This is a genomic window from Mesotoga sp. H07.pep.5.3 (assembly GCF_002752615.1).
Lineage (GTDB): Bacteria > Thermotogota > Thermotogae > Petrotogales > Kosmotogaceae > Mesotoga > Mesotoga prima.
In genome coordinates, this window is the sequence record NZ_AYTV01000012.1 from 516,552 (window position 1) to 537,490 (window position 20,939).

A 20,939-nucleotide genomic window follows, 5' to 3' on the forward strand; every position below is an offset into this window, starting at 1 on the left:
GGGGGATCTGAATGCCGGTTAGATCAAAGAGGTACATTCAGGCAAGAAAGTCCGTTGATAGAAACGTTAGTTATTCAGTGGATGAGAGCATAGATTTACTGAAAAACTTTCCACCGACGAAATTCGACGAGACAGTCGAGATGCATTTGAAGTTGGGCATCGACCCCGCAAAATCTGATCAGCAGGTTAGGGGAACGATTGCATTGCCAAATGGCACCGGGAAAGACGTCAGGGTTTTGGTCTTCGCCAGGGGGGAACAGGCTGAGACTGCAAAACGGTGTGGTGCGGATTTTGTAGGATCAGATGATCTTGTTCAGCAGATTCAAGGTGGTTGGACTGATTTTGATGTTGCAATAGCAACTCCGGACATGATGAGAGATATTGGAAAACTTGGAAAAGTCCTAGGGCCACGCGGACTAATGCCGTCACCCAAGGCTGGAACTGTGACCGCTGACGTTGAAGATGCCGTTAAGGGTTTCAAGGCGGGAAGATTAGAAGTGAAGAACGACAAGACTGGAAATCTTCATCTTCCCATAGGGAAGAAGTCTTTTGACAAGGAAAAACTGCGCGAGAACTTTGTCTCTGCACTCAATCAGATTATGAAGATGAAACCGGCTGGTTCCAAGGGGAGATTTGTGCAGAGGGTATTCCTGACCACAACGATGGGTGCAGGTATAAAAGTCGATTTTGCAAGAGAAACCGAGAAATAACTAGTCTAAACTGAGATATATTTTCAGTGCCAGAGACAGTAGGTATTTAAGAGCGTAAGCCACCTACCGAGGCGTGTAGAAGATCTACCCTTCTGCGGCCTCGTTTTGGGGCCGCTTTTCTGAAAGGAGGTGCGAAAGTGCTAACAAGAGAGAGAAAAGAAGAAATCGTCGAGAGTCTTACAAAAGCTTACAAGGATTCATCATTGATTCTATTCGCGGACTATAAAGGCATGAAAGTAGAGAACATAACTACTTTTAGAGACAAGCTCTATGAAAACTACAAAGAGAGAGCTCAGTTCACGATAAAAAAGAATACGCTGGTAAGACTCGCTCTTAACAAGGCCGGATTCGAAGAAAGCGAATGGAAGGACTCGATAAGCGGTACAACGGCAGTGCTAACTGTTGAGGATGTAGATCCTATCGCGGCCCTAAAGATAATCACCGACTTCAATAAGAATAACAAGACTCTTCCGCTAATAAAGGCTGGATATCTTGAAGGAAGATTCTTCACAGGTGACCGGGCTTCAGACCTCGCAAAGCTGCCGTCTCGTGAGCAGTTGATCGCCATGGTCGTAGGCGGATTTGCTGCCCCAATTACCGGTTTTGTCTATACTCTGAATGGAGTGCTCACAAAGTTCCTGTATGCTTTGAATGCGATAAAGGATAAAAAAGTTGAATGATTCACGCGGAGGTGTGGTAAGATGACAAAGGAAGAACTTATAAGCGCAATAAAAGAAATGACAGTGGCAGAACTTTCAGATCTTGTTAAAGCCCTTGAAGAGGAATTTGGAGTGAGCGCGGCGGCTCCAGTTGCAGTTGCGGCAGCTCCTGCAAATGGTGGGGCGGCAGCAGAGGAAGAAGAAGAGCAGACAGAATTCAAGGTAGTTTTGAAGTCTTTTGGTGCAAAGAAGATCGATGTTATCAAGGTAGTAAGATCAATAACTGGACTCGGACTCAAGGAGGCCAAGGATCTTGTGGAAAAGGCTGGAACACCGGAGGGTGTTGTAAAGGAAAACCTTCCAAAGGCGGAGGCAGAAGAACTGAAGAAGCAACTCGAAGAAGCTGGCGCCGAAGTCGAACTGAAGTAATTGAGCAATTGTCTGGTTACATATTGTCTGTATAATAAATATACCCACATCAGGGAGACGCTCTGATGTGGGTTTGGTGTGCTCAAACATACGAGAGGTGATCTAATGAGAAAGGCCAATTTTGGCAAACGTGAGCGGTGGGTCTTTGGAAGAGTGTATGAACCTCTTGAAATCCCGAATCTCATTGAGATCCAGACTCGTTCCTTCGAGTGGTTTATCAATGAAGGTCTTCTGAATGTTCTGAAGAAGTATTCCCCCATCAAGTCGCAGATCCAGCGTTCGGACCTTAAGAAGGGCGAGAAAGGCTTCTCTCTGGATTTTGTAGCAACCAGAATCGGTGAGGCAAAGCATTCCATTCAGGAGTGCAAAGACAAGGGTCTCACTTATTCGGTTCCACTTTATGTAACGGTAAGAATCACTGACCTCTACACTGGAGAGATCAAAGAGGAAGAGGCCTTCTTTGGATACTTGCCTTATATGACTGATAACGCCTCTTTCATAATCAACGGCGCTGAAAGGGTAATTGTTAATCAGCTTGTAAGGTCTCCAGGCGTTTATTTCGTGGATGAGCCTACAAAGGCAGTTTCTGGTTCTTTGCCAATCTATGTAGCTCACTTCCTTCCCGTTAAGGGAGCTTGGTTCGAAATTCTCTTGAATCCTAACAAGCAGATCATGCAGGCGAGGATTGACAGAAGAAGGAAACTAAACTTCTTCGTATTTTTGAAAGCCCTGGGTTATGAAAACGACCTTGACCTTCTGAGGCTTTTCGAAAATGAATACGACGGGTCTGACGAAGATGAATTGCTCGCAAACGTGGGGAGTATGATCCTGGAGGACATAAAGACGCCTGGTGGTGATTTGATTGCAGAAAAAGGGACGCTGCTAACCGAAGAGATTATTGCTAGAGCAATTGAAGCAGATGTGAAGACCATAAAGATGCCGCTTCCAATTGCAATGAAAACGTTCAATGCTTTGCAGAAGACATACGGCGAAGGTATGACTGAGGACGACGCTTATATAGAGCTCTTCAGAAAACTGAGGCCTGGCGAAATTCCAAGAATAAATGCCGCAAAGAGCTACATTGCCAATTTGTATTTCAGCCCTGATCGCTTCGACTTTTCCGATGTAGGAAGGTACAAGGTAAACAGCAGGCTGAAGAAGGTCTACCAGGACTATCTAAAGGAAGTTGAAGGAAAGAAAGTCTCAAAAGATACAGATTACTCAGAAGAATCCTCTATTCTCACTGTCCTTGATGTCGTTCTTGCTGCAAGACATCTGACCGAGATTGAAAGCAGGCCGGAGTTGCTTGACACCAAGGACCATCTTGGAAACAAGCGTGTGAGGACAGTCGGTGAGCTCATGGAAACTGAGTTCGAGAAGGCTTTCATAAAAATACATAAGCTTCTGGAAGAAAAGCTTACAATATACACATCGTTTGACAAGATTTCTGTTCAGAGCCTTGTTAACGTAAGAACTTTAATGACTACGCTTCATCAGTTCTTTGCGACAAGTCAGCTTTCTCAGTTCATGGACCAGGTTAATCCTCTTGCCGAACTGACTAACAAGAGGAGACTGTCTGCTATTGGACCTGGTGGACTTAAGAGAGAACACGCAAGATTCGAAGTTCGTGACGTCCATCACTCGCACTACGGGAGAATGTGTCCAATAGAAACCCCCGAAGGTGCCAATATCGGGTTGATGACTTCAATGGCGACCTTTGCAAAGATAGATAAGTACGGTTTCCTTTTGACTCCGTACAGAAAGGTTCAGAAGGGAGCCGTTACTAACGATATTGTATATTTAGCCGCAGATGAAGAAGAGCGTTACAATATCGCTCATTCCACTGTAGATATGGACGAAAAGGGTAATATCCTCGATGAAAATGTTGAGATTAGATATGCAGGTGAAGTGAGATATGTTAACAGGGAGGAAGTCGATTACATGTCGGTTTCGCCCAAGCAGATAGTCTCTATCTCGACATCTTTGATACCCTTTCTTGAAAATGACGACGCAAACAGAGCCCTCATGGGGTCTAACATGCAGAGGCAGGCCGTGCCTGTTGTCAAGGCCGAGGCGCCAATTGTAGGAACCGGTGTGGAAGGAGTTGCAGCGAGAGACTCGGGATACGTGGTTCTTTCTAAGCACAGAGGAAAGGTGGTTAGTGTAGACGGAAGAAGAATAATCGTCCAGAGAATAGATGAAAAGGGCAAGCCAGAACTCGACGATAGAGGGAAACCTATAGAAGACGTATATACGTTGCACAAGTTCGTAAGAACAAATCAAGACACGGCAGTAAACCAGAGACCAATAGTTTCCGTTGGCGAGATCGTCCAGACAGGAACTCCGATTGCCGACGGCCCATCAACTGAAATGGGAGAACTTGCTCTTGGAAAGAATGTGCTTGTGGCTTTCATGCCCTGGGAAGGATACAATTTCGAAGATGCTATTCTTGTCAATCAGGAGCTATTGGAAGACGACACCTTTACAACCATACATGTCGAAATGTACGAAACAATTGCCAGAGACACTCAGCTTGGTCCAGAAGAGATTACTGCAGACATCCCGAACGTCTCTAAGGAATCGCTGAAAAACCTTGATGAGAGCGGCATAGTTAGGGTCGGAGCTTATGTGACTTCTCAAGACATTCTAGTTGGCAAAGTCACTCCCAAAGGCGAGTCTGAAACCACTCCCGAGGAAAAGATAATCAGATCAGTCTTCGGTGACAGAGGAAGGGACGTCAAGGATTCATCCCTAAAACTTCCTCATGGCGTCGAAGGTAGAGTAATAGATGTAAAGGTATTCGAAAAGGAAGAGGTATCTGAACTGGGTTCCGGCATTAACAAGCTTGTGAAGGTTTTCGTCGGCATTAGAAAGCCACTCGATGTGGGAGATAAACTTGCCGGTAGACACGGCAATAAGGGTGTCGTTTCGAATATTATCCCGAAGGAGGACATGCCATTCCTTCCAGACGGGACGCCAATTCAGCTTGTTCTATCACCTCTGGGAGTTCCATCAAGAATGAACGTTGGTCAGGTTCTGGAAACCCACTTAGGATGGCTTGGAAAGCTCACTAATCGTTATTTTGCAACTCCAATATTTGATGGAGCTACTGAAGAAGAAATCATGACCGAACTCTACGAAGCGAGAAAGAGGTTTGGCCTTGAGGACGGAGACAGTGAGGATCTGAAGACCGGTAAAGTCACTCTGAGAGATGGACGAAGCGGCAATCCTTTCGACTATCCTATTGTTGTGGGAGTCATGTACATGCTTAAACTTGTTCACATAGCAAAGGATAAGATACATGCCAGATCTACCGGGCCTTACTCGCTCATTCATCAGCAACCCCTTGGCGGGAAAGCTCACTTCGGAGGGCAGAGGTTTGGAGAGATGGAAGTCTGGGCGCTCGAAGCTTATGGAGCAGCTCACACTCTGAACGAAATGCTGACAATTAAGTCGGACGACATCAAGGGAAGAAACGATGTCTACAAAGCGATACTTAAAGGGATAAACATCCCGGAACCCGGGATTCCCGAGAGTTTCAAGGTCCTTATTAAAGAGCTACAGGGACTTTCACTCGACGTTAAGGTTTTCGATCAAAACAATGTCGAGCTGGATGTGGACAAATTATGAGAATCAATAGAAGGGAGCTACCCCTCAAGGAGGGAAGCAGATGCCAGTAAGCACATACAAAAGAAAGGTCAACAAACTGGAAATCGATATCGCCTCACCGGAACGAATTAGGAGCTGGTCAAGCGGGGAAGTGAAAAAACCCGAGACAATAAACTATCGTACCTTCAAACCGGAGAGGGACGGGCTTTTCTGCGAGAAGATCTTTGGACCGACGAAAGACTACGAGTGCACATGTGGCAAGTACAAGGGTAAGAAGTATGAGGGTACCGTATGTGAACGCTGCAGCGTCAGAGTCGAATCTAAAGAAGCACGCAGAAGAAGAATGGGCCACATTGAGTTGGCCGCTCCTGTGACACATGTTTGGTACTTGAAGAGTGCACCCAGTGTTCTTTCTTCGCTTCTGAACATTCCTGCGAAGGATCTCGAGAACATCATCTATTATGGATCGAAGAGGGTAATCGAAAGGCTGTATGTAGTTACCGACCCGAAGGATACCGACTTTTTCCCAGGTATGACGATGTACCAGACGGAGTACGAGATATACACAAAGAAGCTCAGCTTCGAAGTCGAGCAGGGTTACAAGGTGAAGGTTCCCCACGGACCGGTTACAACGGATATCGACGGGAAAGTCAGGATAGAAAGACTTGACAGCAGTACCGAGCGAGAGCTCAACTGGGTAGTCGTTACAAACGAAACGGGAATAGAAAAAAAGTACCCTGTCTTCGAAGGCTCACTTATATACGTCCAGAATGACGATGAAGTCCATAAGGGTGATACTCTTGCCGACAGATTCCTTTTTGAAGATGAAGTCCTTTCGGCAACGGAGTACAAGATCTTCGATGAGTACTATCCCGGGAAATTCGAAGTGGAAACGGATACAGAGAGCGATAGGCCAATAGTCATAATCACTGAGATCGACCCAACTGTTTCTGAGGAGACTGGGAGAAGTATCGGTGAAGTCCTCATAGAAAATGAATATGAGGCCTACAAAGAGCTCTATCCTGGAAAGGTAACCTGTGATTACGGAGCTGCTGCGATTAAGAAGTTGCTGCAGAGTATCGATCTGGAAGAGCTTCAGGTAGCTATAGAACATGAGCTGAAGACCATCCCCAAAAGCAGTGCGAGAGCTCTGAAGCTTCTCAGAAGGCTTAAATACGTCAAAGACTTCATAGCTTCAAGCAACAAACCCGAGTGGATGGTTATGGATGTCGTCCCGGTAATCCCGCCGGACCTACGTCCTATGATTCAAATAGAGGGCGGAAGGTTTGCCACCACCGACCTCAACGACCTTTACAGAAGGGTCATTAACAGGAACAATCGGCTTGCGAAGCTACTGCAGATAGGTGCTCCCGACATAATAATCAGAAATGAAAAGAGGATGCTTCAGGAAGCAGTCGACTCCCTCATATACAACGGCAGGGTGGGGAAGGCCGTATCCGACAAATCTGGACGTCCACTGAAATCGCTCACCGATCTGGTGAAGGGTAAAAAGGGACGATTCAGAAGAAATCTGCTTGGAAAGCGAGTAGATTACTCAGGTAGAGCGGTTATCGTCGTCGGACCCGATCTGAAGATCCACGAGTGCGGAATTCCCAAGAGAGTGGCTATGGAGCTATTTAAACCTTTTGTTCTTTCGAAGCTTCTCCATGGAAGTGAATCGAGCAAGACAGCGAGAAAGCTAAAGAAAACAATCATAGAAAAGGAAATGCCGGAAGCCTGGGAAGTCCTTGAAGATGTGATAAAGGGACATCCTGTCCTTCTTAATAGAGCACCGACTCTTCACCGGATATCTATTCAGGCATTCACACCCAGACTGGTTGAAGGAAACGCTATTCAGCTTCATCCGCTTGTCTGTGCGCCATTCAACGCAGACTTTGACGGAGACCAGATGGCCGTCCACGTTCCACTATCGGCCGCAGCGCAGGCAGAAGCAAAGTTTCTCATGCTCAGCAGATACAACGTGATTTCCCCTGCCAGTGGGAAGCCTATTTCGATGCCCGGTAAGGACATAATCGTTGGCGTTTACTATCTCACGACAGTTGACCACGAATATGAAAAGAAAGAAAAAGAGATCATGGATTACGATGCAAGACTCCGTGAAGATGAGGAAATTTCCGAAGTAGAAGCAAAAAGAAAAGTGAGAGAAAAGGCTCTCGAATGGGTCGATTGGAAGTTCTCATCTGCTGGAGAGGCTCTACTGGCATACGACTCTGAATATATCTCTCTCCACGATCCCATTCTAGTACAACTCGATCCCTCCTCAGGAGAACTGACGCTGACAACGGTTGGAAGGATAATCTTCAATACAATAGTACCCGAAAAACTTAGGGACTACATGAAAAAGTTCAACAAGAAAGCCATAAAGAAGTTGATCTACGACTGTTTCCACGAATATGGAATCGATAGAACGGCAGACCTTCTGGACGATATGATGTCGCTCGGGTTCCATTATGCAACCACTTCCGGTCTCACAATATCCATTAACGATATAGTTGTGTATCCTCAGAAAGACAAGATTATAGAGGCTGCGCAGGAGAGGGTAGATCAGATTGAGAACCTGTATAAGTCGGGATTCCTAACTGAAGAAGGAAGAACCGAAGAGATAATTAGAATCTGGTCGGATACCACTCAGGAGATAATGGAAAAGACATACACGGAGTTCGAGAAGTATCCATTCAATCCGATTTACATGATGGTCGACTCAGGAGCCAGAGGCAACATTGACCAGCTCAAACAGCTGGCCGGCATGCGAGGTCTTATGGCCGATCCATCCGGGAAGACTATTGAAGTGCCAATAAAGTCGAATTTTAGAGACGGTCTTACCGAGCTCGAGTTCTTCACTTCTACTCATGGCGCTAGAAAGGGTTCTGCCGATACGGCTCTCAGGACCTCTTTTGCAGGTTACCTTACTAGAAGGCTGGTAGATGTTTCGCAAACGATTACTGTTACAACGCCCAACTGCGGGACTCATGAGGGAATTGAGGCAGTAGAACTCATGGCCGACGGGGTAACGATCGAGAAACTGGAAGAATTCCTCTTCGGAAGAGTTCTTGCAGCCGATGTCATCAACCCGTTGACAGGAAAAGTCCTTAAAAACGAGAAAACGGGAAAGGAATACTTCCGAGATACGATGATCAGAGATGAAGATGCAGCATTCCTCTCTGGTTATAAGGCAAAGGTTGAAGTGGCGCGTGAAGAGGTTCTAAGCATCGCGAAGGTAACGAGGCTGATTAACTACACAGAGCTTGATGAAGATATTAAGATTAATGACAAGGAATACAAGAAAGGAACCCATATCGGCAGTGACCTTCTGCATCAGCTTAAGAACTCAGAGATTGAGGAGATAAAGGTAGTCGCATTTCCCTGTGTAAACCAGATCTTTGTAGGAGATCCCATAAAGAACGGTTCTAAAGAAATGCTTGTAAAGTATCAAGAGAAAATCGACGAGCTTACGGCCAAGAATCTTCAGAAAAACGAAATCGAGAAGGTATTTGTTAGACCCACAATAAAGGTAAGATCTGTTCTGACGTGTGAATCCGACAACGGAGTATGCGCCATGTGTTACGGAATGGATCTTTCAAACCATGAAATAGTCAATGTCGGAGAGTCCGTTGGTGTAGTCGCTGCCCAGTCAATCGGTGAACCCGGCACACAGCTGACGATGAGGACATTCCATACGGGTGGAATCGCGACCGGACAAGACATAACCAGAGGTCTTCCGAGGGCTGAAGAGTTGTTTGAGGCCCGAAAGAAACTCAAGGATCCCGAAGCGCTCTTTATTGAAAAAGGCGATAGTGGTTTCGTTAAGGATCTCGTCTCTGATGATAAGGGTAGACGAAAGGTCTACATAGAAACAAAGACCGGAGGTATCAGCGAATACGATCTTTCCTCAAACATCAAACCGAAGATAGAGATAGGCGACAAGGTCACTGAGGGAGAGGCAATTACCACGGGAACCGTTAGGCCTAGGAAACTAATGGAAAAGCTTGGCCTTGTTCAGACCGCTCTGTATTTGCTTACCGAGATAAAGAGGGTCTATGCCGAACAGGGAGTCGAGATTCACGACAAGCACTTTGAGCTAATCATTCGGCAGATGCTTTCTAAGGTCGAAGTGACAGACCCAGGTGACACGGACTTTTTGCCTGGTGATCTGCTGGACATTGTAGAGATTAGAAAGATAAACAAGTCGATAGAAGAAGCCAACAGCAGAGTTGGAGAGAACAGAGAATACGTGATCGGCAAAAGGCTGGCAAGAAGGGTCCTTGGCGAAGACGAAGATGGAAAGATACAGAAGATAGCGGCCGAAGCAGAACCGATAAGTGAAGAGCTTCTGGAGAAGATTCTCAAAGGCGGTATAAAGCAAATACTGATATATGACGTCGATGAGGACCATTATCAGAAGCTCGTAGACGACTTCAATCCCGACACGGTAATTCCCGAGAAGAACATTCAGATAATGCCGAAGGATCCGATTAAGTTCAAGCGAAAGCTTCTAAGGATTACGAAGGCGTCTCTTGAGAGTGAAGGTTGGTTATCTGCCGCGTCGTTCCAGCAGACACCTCAGATTCTGACCGAGGCCTCCGTTGCAGGCAAGTCCGACTTCTTACAAGGGTTGAAAGAGAACGTCATTGTAGGGCAACTCATACCTGCCGGAACTGGTCTTGATATGTACGCCAATCTTCAGGTTGAAGAGGCGGTTGTTCCGTCACAGTACCAGGAAGAAGAGTTGGCTTGATTTGATTGTTTAGCTTAATAGGAGCGGAAAGCATCTAATGCTTTCCGCTTTTCTTTTGTAATGGTAACATTGTTAAGGAATTGAATTTTGAAAGTTTGGGGGCACATTTGTCTAAGCCTGTTTTGGAAATAAACGACTTAAAGAAGACCTATGAAATTAGCGAAACAAAAGCTTTAGATGGAGTCGCTTTAACTCTATTCTCCGGAGAGATAACCACTCTGCTTGGAGAAAACGCGGCAGGAAAGACTACGCTTGTGAAGGTCATCATGGGGATTGAAAAGCCCGACAGTGGATCGATGGTCTTCAAAGGCGAGAAATACCTTCCATCGGGTCCCCACTTCGCAAACGAGAAAGGTTTGGGAATGGTCCCTCAGAGCATAAAAGTCGTTGATAAGCTTTCGGTGATTGAGAATCTTATTCTCGGTTTCAGAAGTAACCAAAAGAAAGTTAGGATGAAGGACTACAGAGAGAGTCTTAGAGAATTAATGAAACAATACTCTCTTCAGCTACCGCTAGACAATGAAACGGCGTCGCTTTCCACAGGGCAAAGACAGAAGCTAGAGATTCTTAGAGTGCTCCAGAATTCGCCTGATGTGATAATATTCGACGAACCCACTACTCTGATTTCCAACAGAGAAAAAGAAGAACTTTTCGAGATCATCACAAGACTGAGATCTCAGGGAAAGGCGATAATTTTCATTACTCACAAGCTTCGTGAAGCTTACTCCATTTCGGACAAGATTGTTGTGCTTCGCTCTGGAAAGGTTGTCTTTTCAGAAAGTAGGTATAAGACTTCCATAAAAGAGCTTCAAGAACTCCTATACGGCGGGGAATTCTGTGCACTTCGTGTTCAGTCCCCTACGTCCGATGAATCTCTCTTACGTGTTCAGGAAGTGAGTGTTGAAGGTTCTTCTAATAGTGAGGCCGTAAAAGGGGTCTCCTTTGAAGCAAGAAGGGGAGAAATCCTTTTTGTTTCAGGAGTTGCGGGAAATGGTCAAGAAGAGCTTCTAGATGGAATTTTCGGGATGAGAAGAGTTCTGTCCGGAAGAGTGATTCTCGACGGAAAAGATATAACGGGTTTGAAACCTTTCAAACTTCGTAAACTTGGACTGGCAGCTCTTCATTACGACAGAGACAATATTGCCAGCTGTAAAGGCTCATCCATAAGGGACAATCTCCTTGTATACTCAATAAGTAACGGGGAGTGGGTTGTTGAAGAAAAGAAACATGTGTTCTCAGCAAGAAAACTTCTTAGGGATTATGGCGTGACCTTCGGGAAAATTCAAGATCCGATTTCCTCACTTTCAGGTGGAAATCTTCAGAAGTTACTGCTTGCAAGAGAGATAAGCAGCGATCCAAAGGTTCTTCTACTTGGAGAACCATTCAGAGGACTTGATGTCAAGAGTCTCGAGAGCGTGAAATTCCTTCTAATGGAGGCAAAGAAGAGAATTGCCATCGTAGCTTTTTCGGCAGATGTTGACGAAGCACTCACAATTGCTGATAGAATACTCATCATGTCTGAGGGAAGAGTCGTCTTTTCTTCTGACATCAGGCCGGGATTAAGTACTCCTGATCTGAGAAAGTATCTCTTCGGAGCGATGGAGGAGATAGAGTGATTTCAAGACTTCACAACCTTGGACGATCACTGCTGGTTATCGCAATTTCTTTGAGTGCGGGTCTTCTTCTAGTAGTGTTGATGAGTGACGATCCTGGCCATGCCGCAAGGGCCTTCTTTCTCTCAGTCTTTTCTAATCGTTTCTACTTTGGCAATCTACTTGCACATTCGATACCGTTAATGCTTACGGGATTGGCCGCATCAGTTGCCTTCACAGCTTCCTGTTTTAATTTGGGAATGGAAGGTCAGGTTTATCTGGGAGCGCTGGCGGGTACTTCGGTAGGCATTCTTATATCCGATCTTGTACCTGGAGCAATTGGAATTGCCTTCATGTTTACAGTCAGTTTCTTCTTTGGGGCTTCGGTGGCAAGTATTTCCGCTATCCTTAAGATCCGAACTGGAGTTAGTGAGCTGATTTCATCTCTCCTTCTCAGCAATGGAATAGTGCTTGTAGTCGATTATTTTGTCGAAGGACCACTAAATGACAGGGCTTCTGGTCTTGCGGCATCCATAAGCCTTCCTGCAAAATTCAGATTCAATGGTCTTATGCTGCCTTCTGGTTTACACACAGGGATCTTCTTCTCTCTTTGTGCTGCCTTTTTATTGTGGTTCTTCCTATTCAAGACTAGAGAGGGTTTCAAGATCAGAATAGTTGGGAAAAATCGAGCTTTCGCTTTTTATGCTGGATTGAAAACGAATAGGTTGCTATTTTGGGCTCTGTTTCTGAGTGGTGGATTGGCTTCTACAGCGGGAATTATAGATGTTGTTGGAATTCATGGACGTGTAATGAGAGGTTTTTCGAGCGGATATGGGTGGAATGGTATCGCTATCGCATTGATTGCAAGGAATAATCCAGTGATGGTTATACCTGCCGCTCTTTTTTTTGCTTACCTAGAGAGCGGAGCACAAATTGCAGCGCTTGAAGCAAATATCACACCTGAATTTGCCAGAATAGTTCAGGCCGTGATCTTCTTCTTGATAACCGCTGAAGCGCTTGTTCCCAAACACCTCGGGAGGAAACGATATGCTTGAAGCCATCATCAGGGATACGATAAAAAACTCCACGCCGATTGTCCTCGCAGCGAGCGGCGGTTTACTGACGGAGGTATCTGGGTGGCTAAATATTGGTCTTGAAGGCACAATATTGTCAGCGGCTTTTTTTGCGGTTGTAGTTTCGTCGTTCACTGGAAGCGTTATAATCGGAACTCTTGCCGCCATTCTGGTGGCGATGGCCCTTTCTTCAATTATCTTCTTCGCTGTAAGATACTTGAAGGCCAATCTCTTTGTTGTTGGCATAGCTGTTAATCTTCTTTCGGTGGGAATTACTGTCACGCTTGCTTACAACTGGTTTTTAAGCAAAGGGACTGTGGTCTTCAGCGATTCTCCAAGACCCGTAGTCCTTTCTTTGGATTTCCTCACCGGTTCGGGTTTTGGTTGGCTCAACGGACTGAGTTTATTCGATCTATCGGCGTTTGTAGTACCTTTGTTTCTTCTTCTGTTTTTCAAGAAAACGTCCACAGGAGTGAAGTTGCGTTCTTGTGGATTCGACGAGGAAAGCGCTTTTTATAGCGGAGTTAAAGTAAACGACTTAAGGTTTCTCGCATACACTGGGAGCGGTATTCTTTCAGGACTAGCTGGGGCTGCCTTGTCCATTCCAATGGGGGCCTTTGTTTCCAATATGTCTGGAGGAAGAGGTTGGTTAGCACTTGTTGCAGTTATCATGGGAAGAAAGAATCCCTTAATAGTCCTTTTGTCCGCTTTAATGCTAGGGTTCGTCACTGAGCTTTCAGTTTTCCTGCAGGTTGCCACTGAGATCTCTCCTAAACTTCTTCTATCTTTACCGTACTTTGCCTCTTTCATTATCCTGGCGATCTCTTATGGTGAAAACAAGGACAAGAGGTTCATGGACTGGTAAAGATATGTGCATGATATAATTCTTCAAATTGGAGGTGTAGTTTTGAAGCTTATAGATGAACTTAGGTCGAAGTACTCCGAAATCACTTATCTTCATAGTGCTGCCGCTCTGATAACGTGGGACATGAGAACGTATATTCCACCCAAAGGCGCTGAGATGAGATCAGAGGTTCTAGGGTACGTCTCGACTCTCGCATTCAGAAAGGCAGTTTCCGAAGAGATGGGAACTTTGCTGAGTCAACTGGCCGAAGGAAAAATTGAAGAGGAATTAACAGAAGATGAGAAAGCAATGGTGAGAGTGGCAACTAAGGCTTATAACAGAGTCAAGGCCATTCCACCGGACCTATATCACAGATTCTCTGTTTTATCGTCAAAAAGTGAAAAGGTATGGGAAAGGTCGAGAAATGAAAACGATTTCAAGAGTATAGCGCCTTATCTAGAGGAGATTATCGATTTATTGAGAGAAATGGCCAGGCTTTACGGTTACGAAGAGAACCCTTATGACGCGCTTCTGGAAGGCTATGAAGAGGGGATGACAGCCAAGAAGCTGCGAAAGATAATAGAACCACTGAAATCGGAACTGATTCCTTTTATTAGGAGAATTGTAGAGAAAGGCAAATCCCCGGATACTGGAATTCTTAAAGGCAGATTCAGCAAGAAAGCTCAGGAGAAGCTGAGTAGAAAGGCTCTGAAATTAATAGGATATGACTTTGAAGCAGGTAGACTTGATGAGACAGTTCATCCATTCACGATTGGTATCGGTGTTAATGATGTAAGGGTAACCACGAAATACTTACCTGATGAATTCACACCGTCGCTCTTCGGATCTATTCATGAGGGGGGCCATGCGATTTATGAACAGGGATTGCCGATTTCGCTCATCGATACGCCTCTTTACGGTGCATGTTCTTTGGGTATCCACGAATCGCAGTCGAGAATGATGGAGAATATGGTGGGAAGAAGTATGGAATTTCTATCTTTCTTCTACCCACAGATTCAGAAGGCATATCCATCGAACTTCAGACATGTATCTCTATGTGAATTCTACAGAGCAATTAACAATGTAGAACCTTCTCTGATTAGAATAGAGGCAGATGAAGTCACCTACAACCTACATATAATGGTTAGATTTGAACTGGAAGAAGCACTCATCAAAGGTGATCTCAAAGTCTCAGATCTTCCGGAAGCATGGAATTCGAAGATGAAAGAATATCTTGGAATTGAACCTCAAACAAACAGAGATGGCGTTCTCCAGGATGTACACTGGCCGTCTGGAACAATAGGATACTTCCCTTCTTACATGCTAGGGAATCTCTATGCTGCTCAGATGTTTGCAAAGGCAAAGGAGGACATCCCTGGTCTGGAAAAGAGGATTGAAAAGGGAGATGTGCTGTCCCTGGTAGATTGGTTGAGGGATAATATCCACTCAAAAGCCAGGCGTTACGAACCTGAAAAACTTCTAAAAATAGCCACTGGGAAGGAGCTGGATCCCAGCTATTTCCTGAAGTATGTAATGGAGAAGTATTCGAAGATCTACTTCACTTAGTTTTGGAGGAACCAATTTCAATAAGGAGAGCTTCAATACTGGAGAGCCTTTCTTGAGACAACTTGAGGCTCTCCTTTTTGTCGACCAAAAATCCAACAATCTCAAGCGGCTCAGTCAAGCCCATGTCCTTCCAGATGAAGGATAAGACTTCAGGATCAATGAGATCATGTGCAGCAAGTGCATAAATGGAATTAGGGAGTGTGCTTTTCAAATCAGTAATCTTCTGAATTTCAGAGCCATGAAGGAACTCAAGAGACTTCTCTACTACAGCTTTTCCGATTCCCTTTATCGACGAGAGAGCTATGATATCTTGACTTGAAAGCTTCCCCGAAGTAAGGTTTGATCTGATAGTTTTAGCGGCAAATTCGTAAGTTCTTATTTTGAATGGATTGTCCCTGGCTACCTTCAAAAGTCTCGACAGAAGATCGAATTGTCTTGCAAGATCTTCTTTCTCCACTCACTTCACCTCTAACTATATTTTATAGCAGAAACCAGGGATTTGTCCAAATGATAGGATGAATCAACAAAATTTCTATTCTACTTCTTTTTGCGAAGTACAGCGTCGATATTCTCTTTGGCAGTTCCGACGAACGCTTCGTAGAATGCAATTCCGGCCGCTTCAATTGCTTGAACTGCATTCCCTCCAAGATGAAAGGCAATCAGTGCGCTTATACCTTTCTTTGTGAGCATGTTCACCGCCATCGGTCCGGCTCCGTGCGCTACACTGTTGTCAGGTTCAATGTATTCTTCACTTCCAGTTTCGGGATCGTATATAAGGAAATACTTTGCCCTGGCAAATCTATCGTCCGGAATACTATTCATACTCTTCTCTTTCACTGGAACAGCAATTTTCATACTCATCCTCCAACTCCACTGATTTTTCGCTTTAGCCTTTGAGCAATACGCACAATTGCTTCTGCTGCTTCTGAACCTTTTATTGAAACGACTGGCTTACCCATAATAGTAGCTTTCTCGACCTGCTCGTCAAAAGGGATTTTTCCAATTAGCTCAATGCCGTTTGCTCCGCACCAAGACTCAATGAAGGAGCTTTTCGATGTGTTAAGATCCCACTTGTTGATGACTATTCCGAAATCCCTCTTGAAGTGTCTTATTGTTTCGACTATTCTGGCCAGGTCGTGATTACCGGAAACTGTGGGTTCAGCTACTACCAGAACGTAAGTAGTACCGGTTATTGAAGATGTTGCGGGACAACCAATTCCTGGGGCTCCATCTATGATGATAACTTCCTTCTTTTCCTCTTCGGCAACTTTGATGGCAAGCTTTCTTACCTCCGCGACAAGTCCACCAGATGTCTCCTCTCCGGGAGTGAGAAGGGCATGCACAAGAGGAATGCCGTTTGATTGGGACAAGAAGTAATCGCCAGATTTGTTGTCTTTGAGTGTAATAGCATCAGCAGGACATACTGCGACACACATCCCGCAACCTTCACAGGCATAAGGATCAACCGAATAGGGCCCCCCTCTGATCACTGCATCGAATCTGCAATACTTTTCACAAATTCCGCAAGAAATGCACGAATCAGAGATCTCAGCCTTCTTTCCACCGAAGTATTCATATTTCTCAATCAGCTTGTTTTCCAATATTAGATGAAGGTTTGGGGCATCCACATCACAATCGGCCATAACAATAGAATCAAACAGGACAGAAAGTGATCCCGAGAGTGTTGTTTTCCCCGTTCCTCCCTTTCCGCTTACAATTGCTAGCTGAAACATCATGACACCCCCGCTGAAGAAAGGATTCTCTCCGCAAGCGATTTGAATCTTGCTTTCCAGATTGGCGAAGTTTCAACAAAGAGCTTGCCTTCAGAATAAGACTCAGCTATACCGCGATCAAAAGGGATTCTTTCAAGAACGGAGAAATTCTCTTCACTGGCGTATTCATCTACAAGAGTATAAGAACCGGTATCCCTGTTTATTACAATGCCAAAGGGAATATCCATTTCCCTAACAATTTCCACAGCAAGTTTTAAATCGTGAAGACCGAATGGCGTTGGTTCTGTTACGAGTATAGCGTAGTCGACATTTCTGAGAGTTTCAACAACTGAGCAGGAAGTCCCCGGAGGTGAATCGATTATTACTATTCTATCCCTGTTTATGTGCTTCTTCAGTGTTCTTATAACCTTTACAGGAGAAGGCTCGCCAATTTCTAGTATTCCCATTCCAAAGTCAATCTTTTTGTTTATCTTTCCGGTCTGAACCTTTCCGATTATCTTTGGTCTCTCGGTAATGGCCTTCTCGGGACAAATGAATGTGCATAAACCGCAACCGTGACAAAGCGATTCAAAAACCATGACTCCAGCGTCAAAAACTGAGAGAGCGCCAAACTGGCATGCTTCAGCACATTTTCCACATCGGGTACATTTTTCGTTATCTATTAGGGGGAGAAGAAGTTCTATCTCCTCTTCCTGGTTGATATCCGGCTCGAAGAAGAGATGCACATCGGGCTCTTCAGCATCTGCATCGAGAAGCTGCACTTCAAACTCGTCGGAAATTGCTTCGGCAAGATTAGTGGCAAGGGTCGTCTTACCAGTGCCACCCTTGCCACTCAATACTGCGATAACCAAGGCTTACCACCATCTCCTGAAGCCGTAACCCATGCCTCTTCCGGGACCAAATCCCGCTCCAAAACCCATTCTTCTCCCGAGAAAGAGCCTTCTCCTCGGGAAAAACCTGTACGAATAATTTCTAACCGGGTAAGCGGGCCCTACCACTCGGTCTCTGGGTGCACAGTTGCCCATGCCCCAACCGGTCATTGGTCCGTAGCCTTCAGGACCTGTTCCATCTCTCCACGGCATAATGTCACTCCTCCTCCGCACTGGTTGTGTTCTGAAGTGTCTCAAGCCTTTTCTCTATTTCTCTAAGTTCCTCATTGATCATGTCGAGTTCCTTCTTTAGGAAAGCTTGATACTCTCTTAAATCTTGACGTTCCATTTCCGGAGAAATCTCTACGTCGTAATCGTATGGTCCGTAATAACCATATCCTCTTCCGGGGCCAAATCCCCTTCCATATCCCATACCTCTTCCGTATCCCGCTCCGTACCCTGGGCCATATCCATAGAATCTGCATGACCCGTCTCTAAACCTCATTGGACCTGATCCATATGGCATATAGTCACCTCCTATATATGCACTTATCATATATATTATACAAATTCAGATATAAAATGTCAAGACAAGCATCTCGTTGTAGAATTATGCTTTATTTCTGATAGTATCTAGATAAGGAGGATCAATGGGAAACAGGGCTCACGTATTACTTTTTACATTAATTGCTCCCTTTTATGATGTTGCGTTCAAGTCGCAGCTAAAGAGCTATCGAAAGTTGCTGAAAGAACACCGATCTCTGCTTGGAAAAGGGATAAGAAGTGTCTTAGACATTGGTTGCGGAACTGGTGCCCTTGCGCTGGCATTTAGCGAGCTAGGGTATGAAGTGACTGCCGTGGATGCCTCTGCCGCCATGGTTATGATTGCCAGGCACAATTTGAGGGGTAGTGGTGTATCGGTTGTTCAAGGTGATTTCTTTGAGAAACTTCCTTTTGAGGACAGCAGTTTTGATCTTCTTGTTGCCTCTTATGTCACTCACGGTCATAAACGTGAAGGTAGAGAAAAGTTCTACAAGGAGAGTCGAAGAATTTGCAATAAAGAGGTCTTGATCCATGAGTTTTTTCCGAACAGAAATCCATTGATCTCTACTGTTGAGTTTTTCGAGAGAAGTGATTACAGAAAGTTTGTGCCAAAGGCTTTCGAAGAGCTGAAAGAGTACTTTCCTGTTGTAGATAGAAGGAGGTTATCTTCCTCTACTGGGTGGTACATTTGTCGTTGTGAGTAAGATGTTCATTGAGTTTGTTCAGGAAGGTTCAAGGATTTTAAGCCCTACGGTGTCGTATTGCCGATGTAGTTTCTTGAGAAGAGGATTCTGGGGGTAGACACAGGTGAAGAAATTTATCCCGTACCTATTTATAGCGCCTGCGGGCCTTATAATAGCTTTCTTTATGCTTTACCCACTGTTTTATTCATTTGCAATAAGCCTTTTCGAATGGGATCTTTCTCCAAACATGACCTTTGTAGGTCTCAGGAATTATTCAGAGATTCTCTCATCGAGTGAATTCTGGGATTCCATGCTTTATACTGCTTACTATATTCTCGGCGTGCTGCCCTTCTCGCTCCTTATAGGATTTCTCATAGCAACCTTGTTGAACGACTCCACAATGAAGGGAATTGGCTTTTTTAGGATGATTTACTTTCTTCCGGTAGTGACTTCGCCAATTGCAGCAGGCATGGGTTTCAGTTTTCTGTTCAGCACGGAACTGGGATATGTGAATCACATAATTGCATCGCTTGGAGGAGAATACGTGAACTGGTTGACAAATCCAGAAGGGATTTTTCAGATCCTCCTGAACTGGACTGGAATTACACTTCCCAAAGTACTTCAGGGGCCGAGTGTGTCTCTTTTTGTGATAATCCTTATGGGAATATGGCAAAATATTGGATACGCAATGGTCGTTTATCTTGCAGGGCTTCAGAACATCCCAACGACATACTATGAGGCAGCCTCGCTTAGTGGAGCTAGCAAATTCCAGATGCTTAGGAAGATCACCGTTCCTCTCTTATCGCCAACAACATTTTTTCTTCTGATAATGTTTAGCATAAGTTCCTTTCAGGTCTTTGGACCGATAATGGTTATGACTCCCGACGGAGGACCACTTAACACAACTTCGGTAGTTGTTTTTCGGCTCTATCGTGAAGCCTTCTCTTACTATCGATTCGGTTATGCCGCTGCAATGGCCTTTGTTCTATTCCTGTTTGTTATTTCGCTCACTGTATTTCAGGTTAGAACAATTGAGAGGACTGTTCATTATGAGTAAAAGGGTCGGTAGAACTGTCAAGTATGTAATTCTTGTGGTGGGAGCCATTGTAATGGTCTTTCCCTTCTTCTGGTCTTTTATGACATCATTCAAAGATCTAAAGGAGATACTTAGGGATCCGTTTTCACTGATACCCAAAGAGTTTACAATGAAGAACTACGTAAGTGTCTTTACCAAAGTTCCATTTGCTAGGTATCTTTTAAACAGTACTGTTGTAGCATTGGCAACGACTTTCTTGCAGCTCTTGACGGCTTCCTTGGCAGCATTCGCTTTTGCTAGAATGAGGTTTCGTGGCAGAGATGTGATATTCTATGTTTTTCTGGCAACTATGATGATTCCACAGCAGGTTGTCATGATTCCTCAATACCTGGTCGTCATGAAACTTAACATGGACAACTCTTATCTTGGATTGATTTTGCCTCATGCCTCGACCGCTATTTCGATCTTTTTTCTGAGGCAGTTCTTTCTAACTATTCCAAGAGATCTGGAAGACGCAGCAACAATTGACGGTTGTGGTCCTCTACGCACTTTGGTCAATGTCTTTTTGCCACTTACCAAACCGGCTATAGCAACAATTGCTGTCTTTTCGTTCATGTGGTCGTGGAACAACTACTTTTGGCCGCTTCTGGTAATAAGTGAGCCGAAGATGAGGACCGTGCAGCTCGGTCTCGCGATGTTTAAATCAGAAGGGGGAATTCAGTGGGGAGAGTTCATGGCCGCCACCGTTGTAGCTACACTTCCGATTATGATTGCGTATTTCATAGCTCAAAGGCAGTTCGTTAAGGGAATAACTCTTACGGGACTAAAAGGATAGTG

General features: G+C 44.8%; 18 protein-coding genes and 1 other annotated feature. Of the genes, 12 read left to right on the top strand and 6 right to left on the bottom strand.

The window, feature by feature from the left end; genetic code table 11:
* Positions 1-11 precede the first annotated feature (11 nt).
* The 9 genes from rplA (at position 12) to V513_RS06235 (ending at position 15,238) form a co-directional block, all read left to right on the top strand.
* Positions 12-710, top strand: a complete 699-nt coding sequence (gene rplA / locus V513_RS06195; protein WP_099772056.1) for a 50S ribosomal protein L1 — start codon at positions 12-14, stop codon at positions 708-710.
* Between the two features lie 11 nt (positions 711-721).
* Positions 722-840 (top strand) — a sequence feature (ribosomal protein L10 leader region).
* Positions 841-847: 7 nt separating this feature from the next.
* Positions 848-1,390 carry a 50S ribosomal protein L10 gene (gene rplJ / locus V513_RS06200; RefSeq protein ID WP_099772057.1) on the top strand — a complete coding sequence of 181 codons (543 nt, stop codon included), beginning with the start codon at positions 848-850 and terminating at the stop codon, positions 1,388-1,390.
* A 21-nt stretch (positions 1,391-1,411) separates the two neighbouring features.
* Positions 1,412-1,798, top strand: coding sequence for a 50S ribosomal protein L7/L12 (gene rplL, locus V513_RS06205; RefSeq protein ID WP_006492415.1), 387 nt, complete (start codon positions 1,412-1,414; stop codon positions 1,796-1,798).
* Between the two features lie 105 nt (positions 1,799-1,903).
* Entirely contained in the window at positions 1,904-5,428 is a 3,525-nt protein-coding gene (rpoB, locus tag V513_RS06210; RefSeq protein WP_099772058.1) for a DNA-directed RNA polymerase subunit beta, read from the top strand.
* A gap of 40 nt (positions 5,429-5,468) precedes the next feature.
* Entirely contained in the window at positions 5,469-10,163 is a 4,695-nt protein-coding gene (locus V513_RS06215; protein ID WP_006492417.1) for a DNA-directed RNA polymerase subunit beta', read from the top strand.
* Between the two features lie 107 nt (positions 10,164-10,270).
* Positions 10,271-11,779, top strand: a complete 1,509-nt coding sequence (locus V513_RS06220; RefSeq protein WP_099772059.1) for an ABC transporter ATP-binding protein — start codon at positions 10,271-10,273, stop codon at positions 11,777-11,779.
* On the top strand, positions 11,776-12,810 hold the full coding sequence (locus V513_RS06225; RefSeq protein WP_006492419.1) for an ABC transporter permease: 1,035 nt from the start codon (positions 11,776-11,778) through the stop codon (positions 12,808-12,810). Before V513_RS06220 ends, V513_RS06225 begins: the two co-directional genes overlap by 4 nt.
* On the top strand, positions 12,803-13,693 hold the full coding sequence (locus V513_RS06230) for an ABC transporter permease (RefSeq protein ID WP_006492420.1): 891 nt from the start codon (positions 12,803-12,805) through the stop codon (positions 13,691-13,693). Before V513_RS06225 ends, V513_RS06230 begins: the two co-directional genes overlap by 8 nt.
* A 42-nt stretch (positions 13,694-13,735) precedes the next feature.
* Complete coding sequence (locus V513_RS06235) at positions 13,736-15,238, top strand: carboxypeptidase M32 (RefSeq protein ID WP_006492421.1); 1,503 nt, start codon at positions 13,736-13,738, stop codon at positions 15,236-15,238.
* Here the strand turns inward: V513_RS06235 and V513_RS06240 are convergent.
* From V513_RS06240 to V513_RS06265, 6 genes are all read right to left on the bottom strand, one after another.
* Positions 15,231-15,695 carry a DNA polymerase IV (Family X)-like protein gene (locus V513_RS06240; protein ID WP_006492425.1) on the bottom strand — a complete coding sequence of 155 codons (465 nt, stop codon included), beginning with the start codon at positions 15,693-15,695 and terminating at the stop codon, positions 15,231-15,233. The genes V513_RS06235 and V513_RS06240 overlap by 8 nt on opposite strands.
* Before the next feature lie 80 nt (positions 15,696-15,775).
* The gene (locus tag V513_RS06245; protein WP_039882868.1) at positions 15,776-16,093 is read right to left on the bottom strand and encodes a NifB/NifX family molybdenum-iron cluster-binding protein; all 318 of its coding nucleotides are present in this window, start codon (positions 16,091-16,093) and stop codon (positions 15,776-15,778) included.
* Positions 16,094-16,095: 2 nt separating this feature from the next.
* Complete coding sequence (locus V513_RS06250) at positions 16,096-16,971, bottom strand: nucleotide-binding protein (RefSeq protein ID WP_039882870.1); 876 nt, start codon at positions 16,969-16,971, stop codon at positions 16,096-16,098.
* Entirely contained in the window at positions 16,971-17,822 is an 852-nt protein-coding gene (locus V513_RS06255; protein ID WP_006492428.1) for an ATP-binding protein, read from the bottom strand. Before V513_RS06255 ends, V513_RS06250 begins: the two co-directional genes overlap by 1 nt.
* A gap of 3 nt (positions 17,823-17,825) precedes the next feature.
* Entirely contained in the window at positions 17,826-18,053 is a 228-nt protein-coding gene (locus V513_RS06260; protein ID WP_039882872.1) for a DUF5320 domain-containing protein, read from the bottom strand.
* A 4-nt stretch (positions 18,054-18,057) separates the two neighbouring features.
* Entirely contained in the window at positions 18,058-18,366 is a 309-nt protein-coding gene (locus V513_RS06265) for a DUF5320 family protein (protein WP_006492430.1), read from the bottom strand.
* A gap of 124 nt (positions 18,367-18,490) precedes the next feature.
* Between V513_RS06265 and V513_RS06270 the strand changes: the two genes are divergently transcribed.
* The 3 genes from V513_RS06270 to V513_RS06280 all read left to right on the top strand — a co-directional run bounded on the left by V513_RS06270 (position 18,491) and on the right by V513_RS06280 (position 20,937).
* Entirely contained in the window at positions 18,491-19,087 is a 597-nt protein-coding gene (locus V513_RS06270; RefSeq protein ID WP_006492431.1) for a class I SAM-dependent methyltransferase, read from the top strand.
* A 103-nt stretch (positions 19,088-19,190) separates the two neighbouring features.
* Complete coding sequence (locus V513_RS06275) at positions 19,191-20,123, top strand: carbohydrate ABC transporter permease (RefSeq protein WP_006492432.1); 933 nt, start codon at positions 19,191-19,193, stop codon at positions 20,121-20,123.
* On the top strand, positions 20,116-20,937 hold the full coding sequence (locus V513_RS06280) for a carbohydrate ABC transporter permease (RefSeq protein ID WP_006492433.1): 822 nt from the start codon (positions 20,116-20,118) through the stop codon (positions 20,935-20,937). Before V513_RS06275 ends, V513_RS06280 begins: the two co-directional genes overlap by 8 nt.
* Positions 20,938-20,939: the final 2 nt, after the last annotated feature.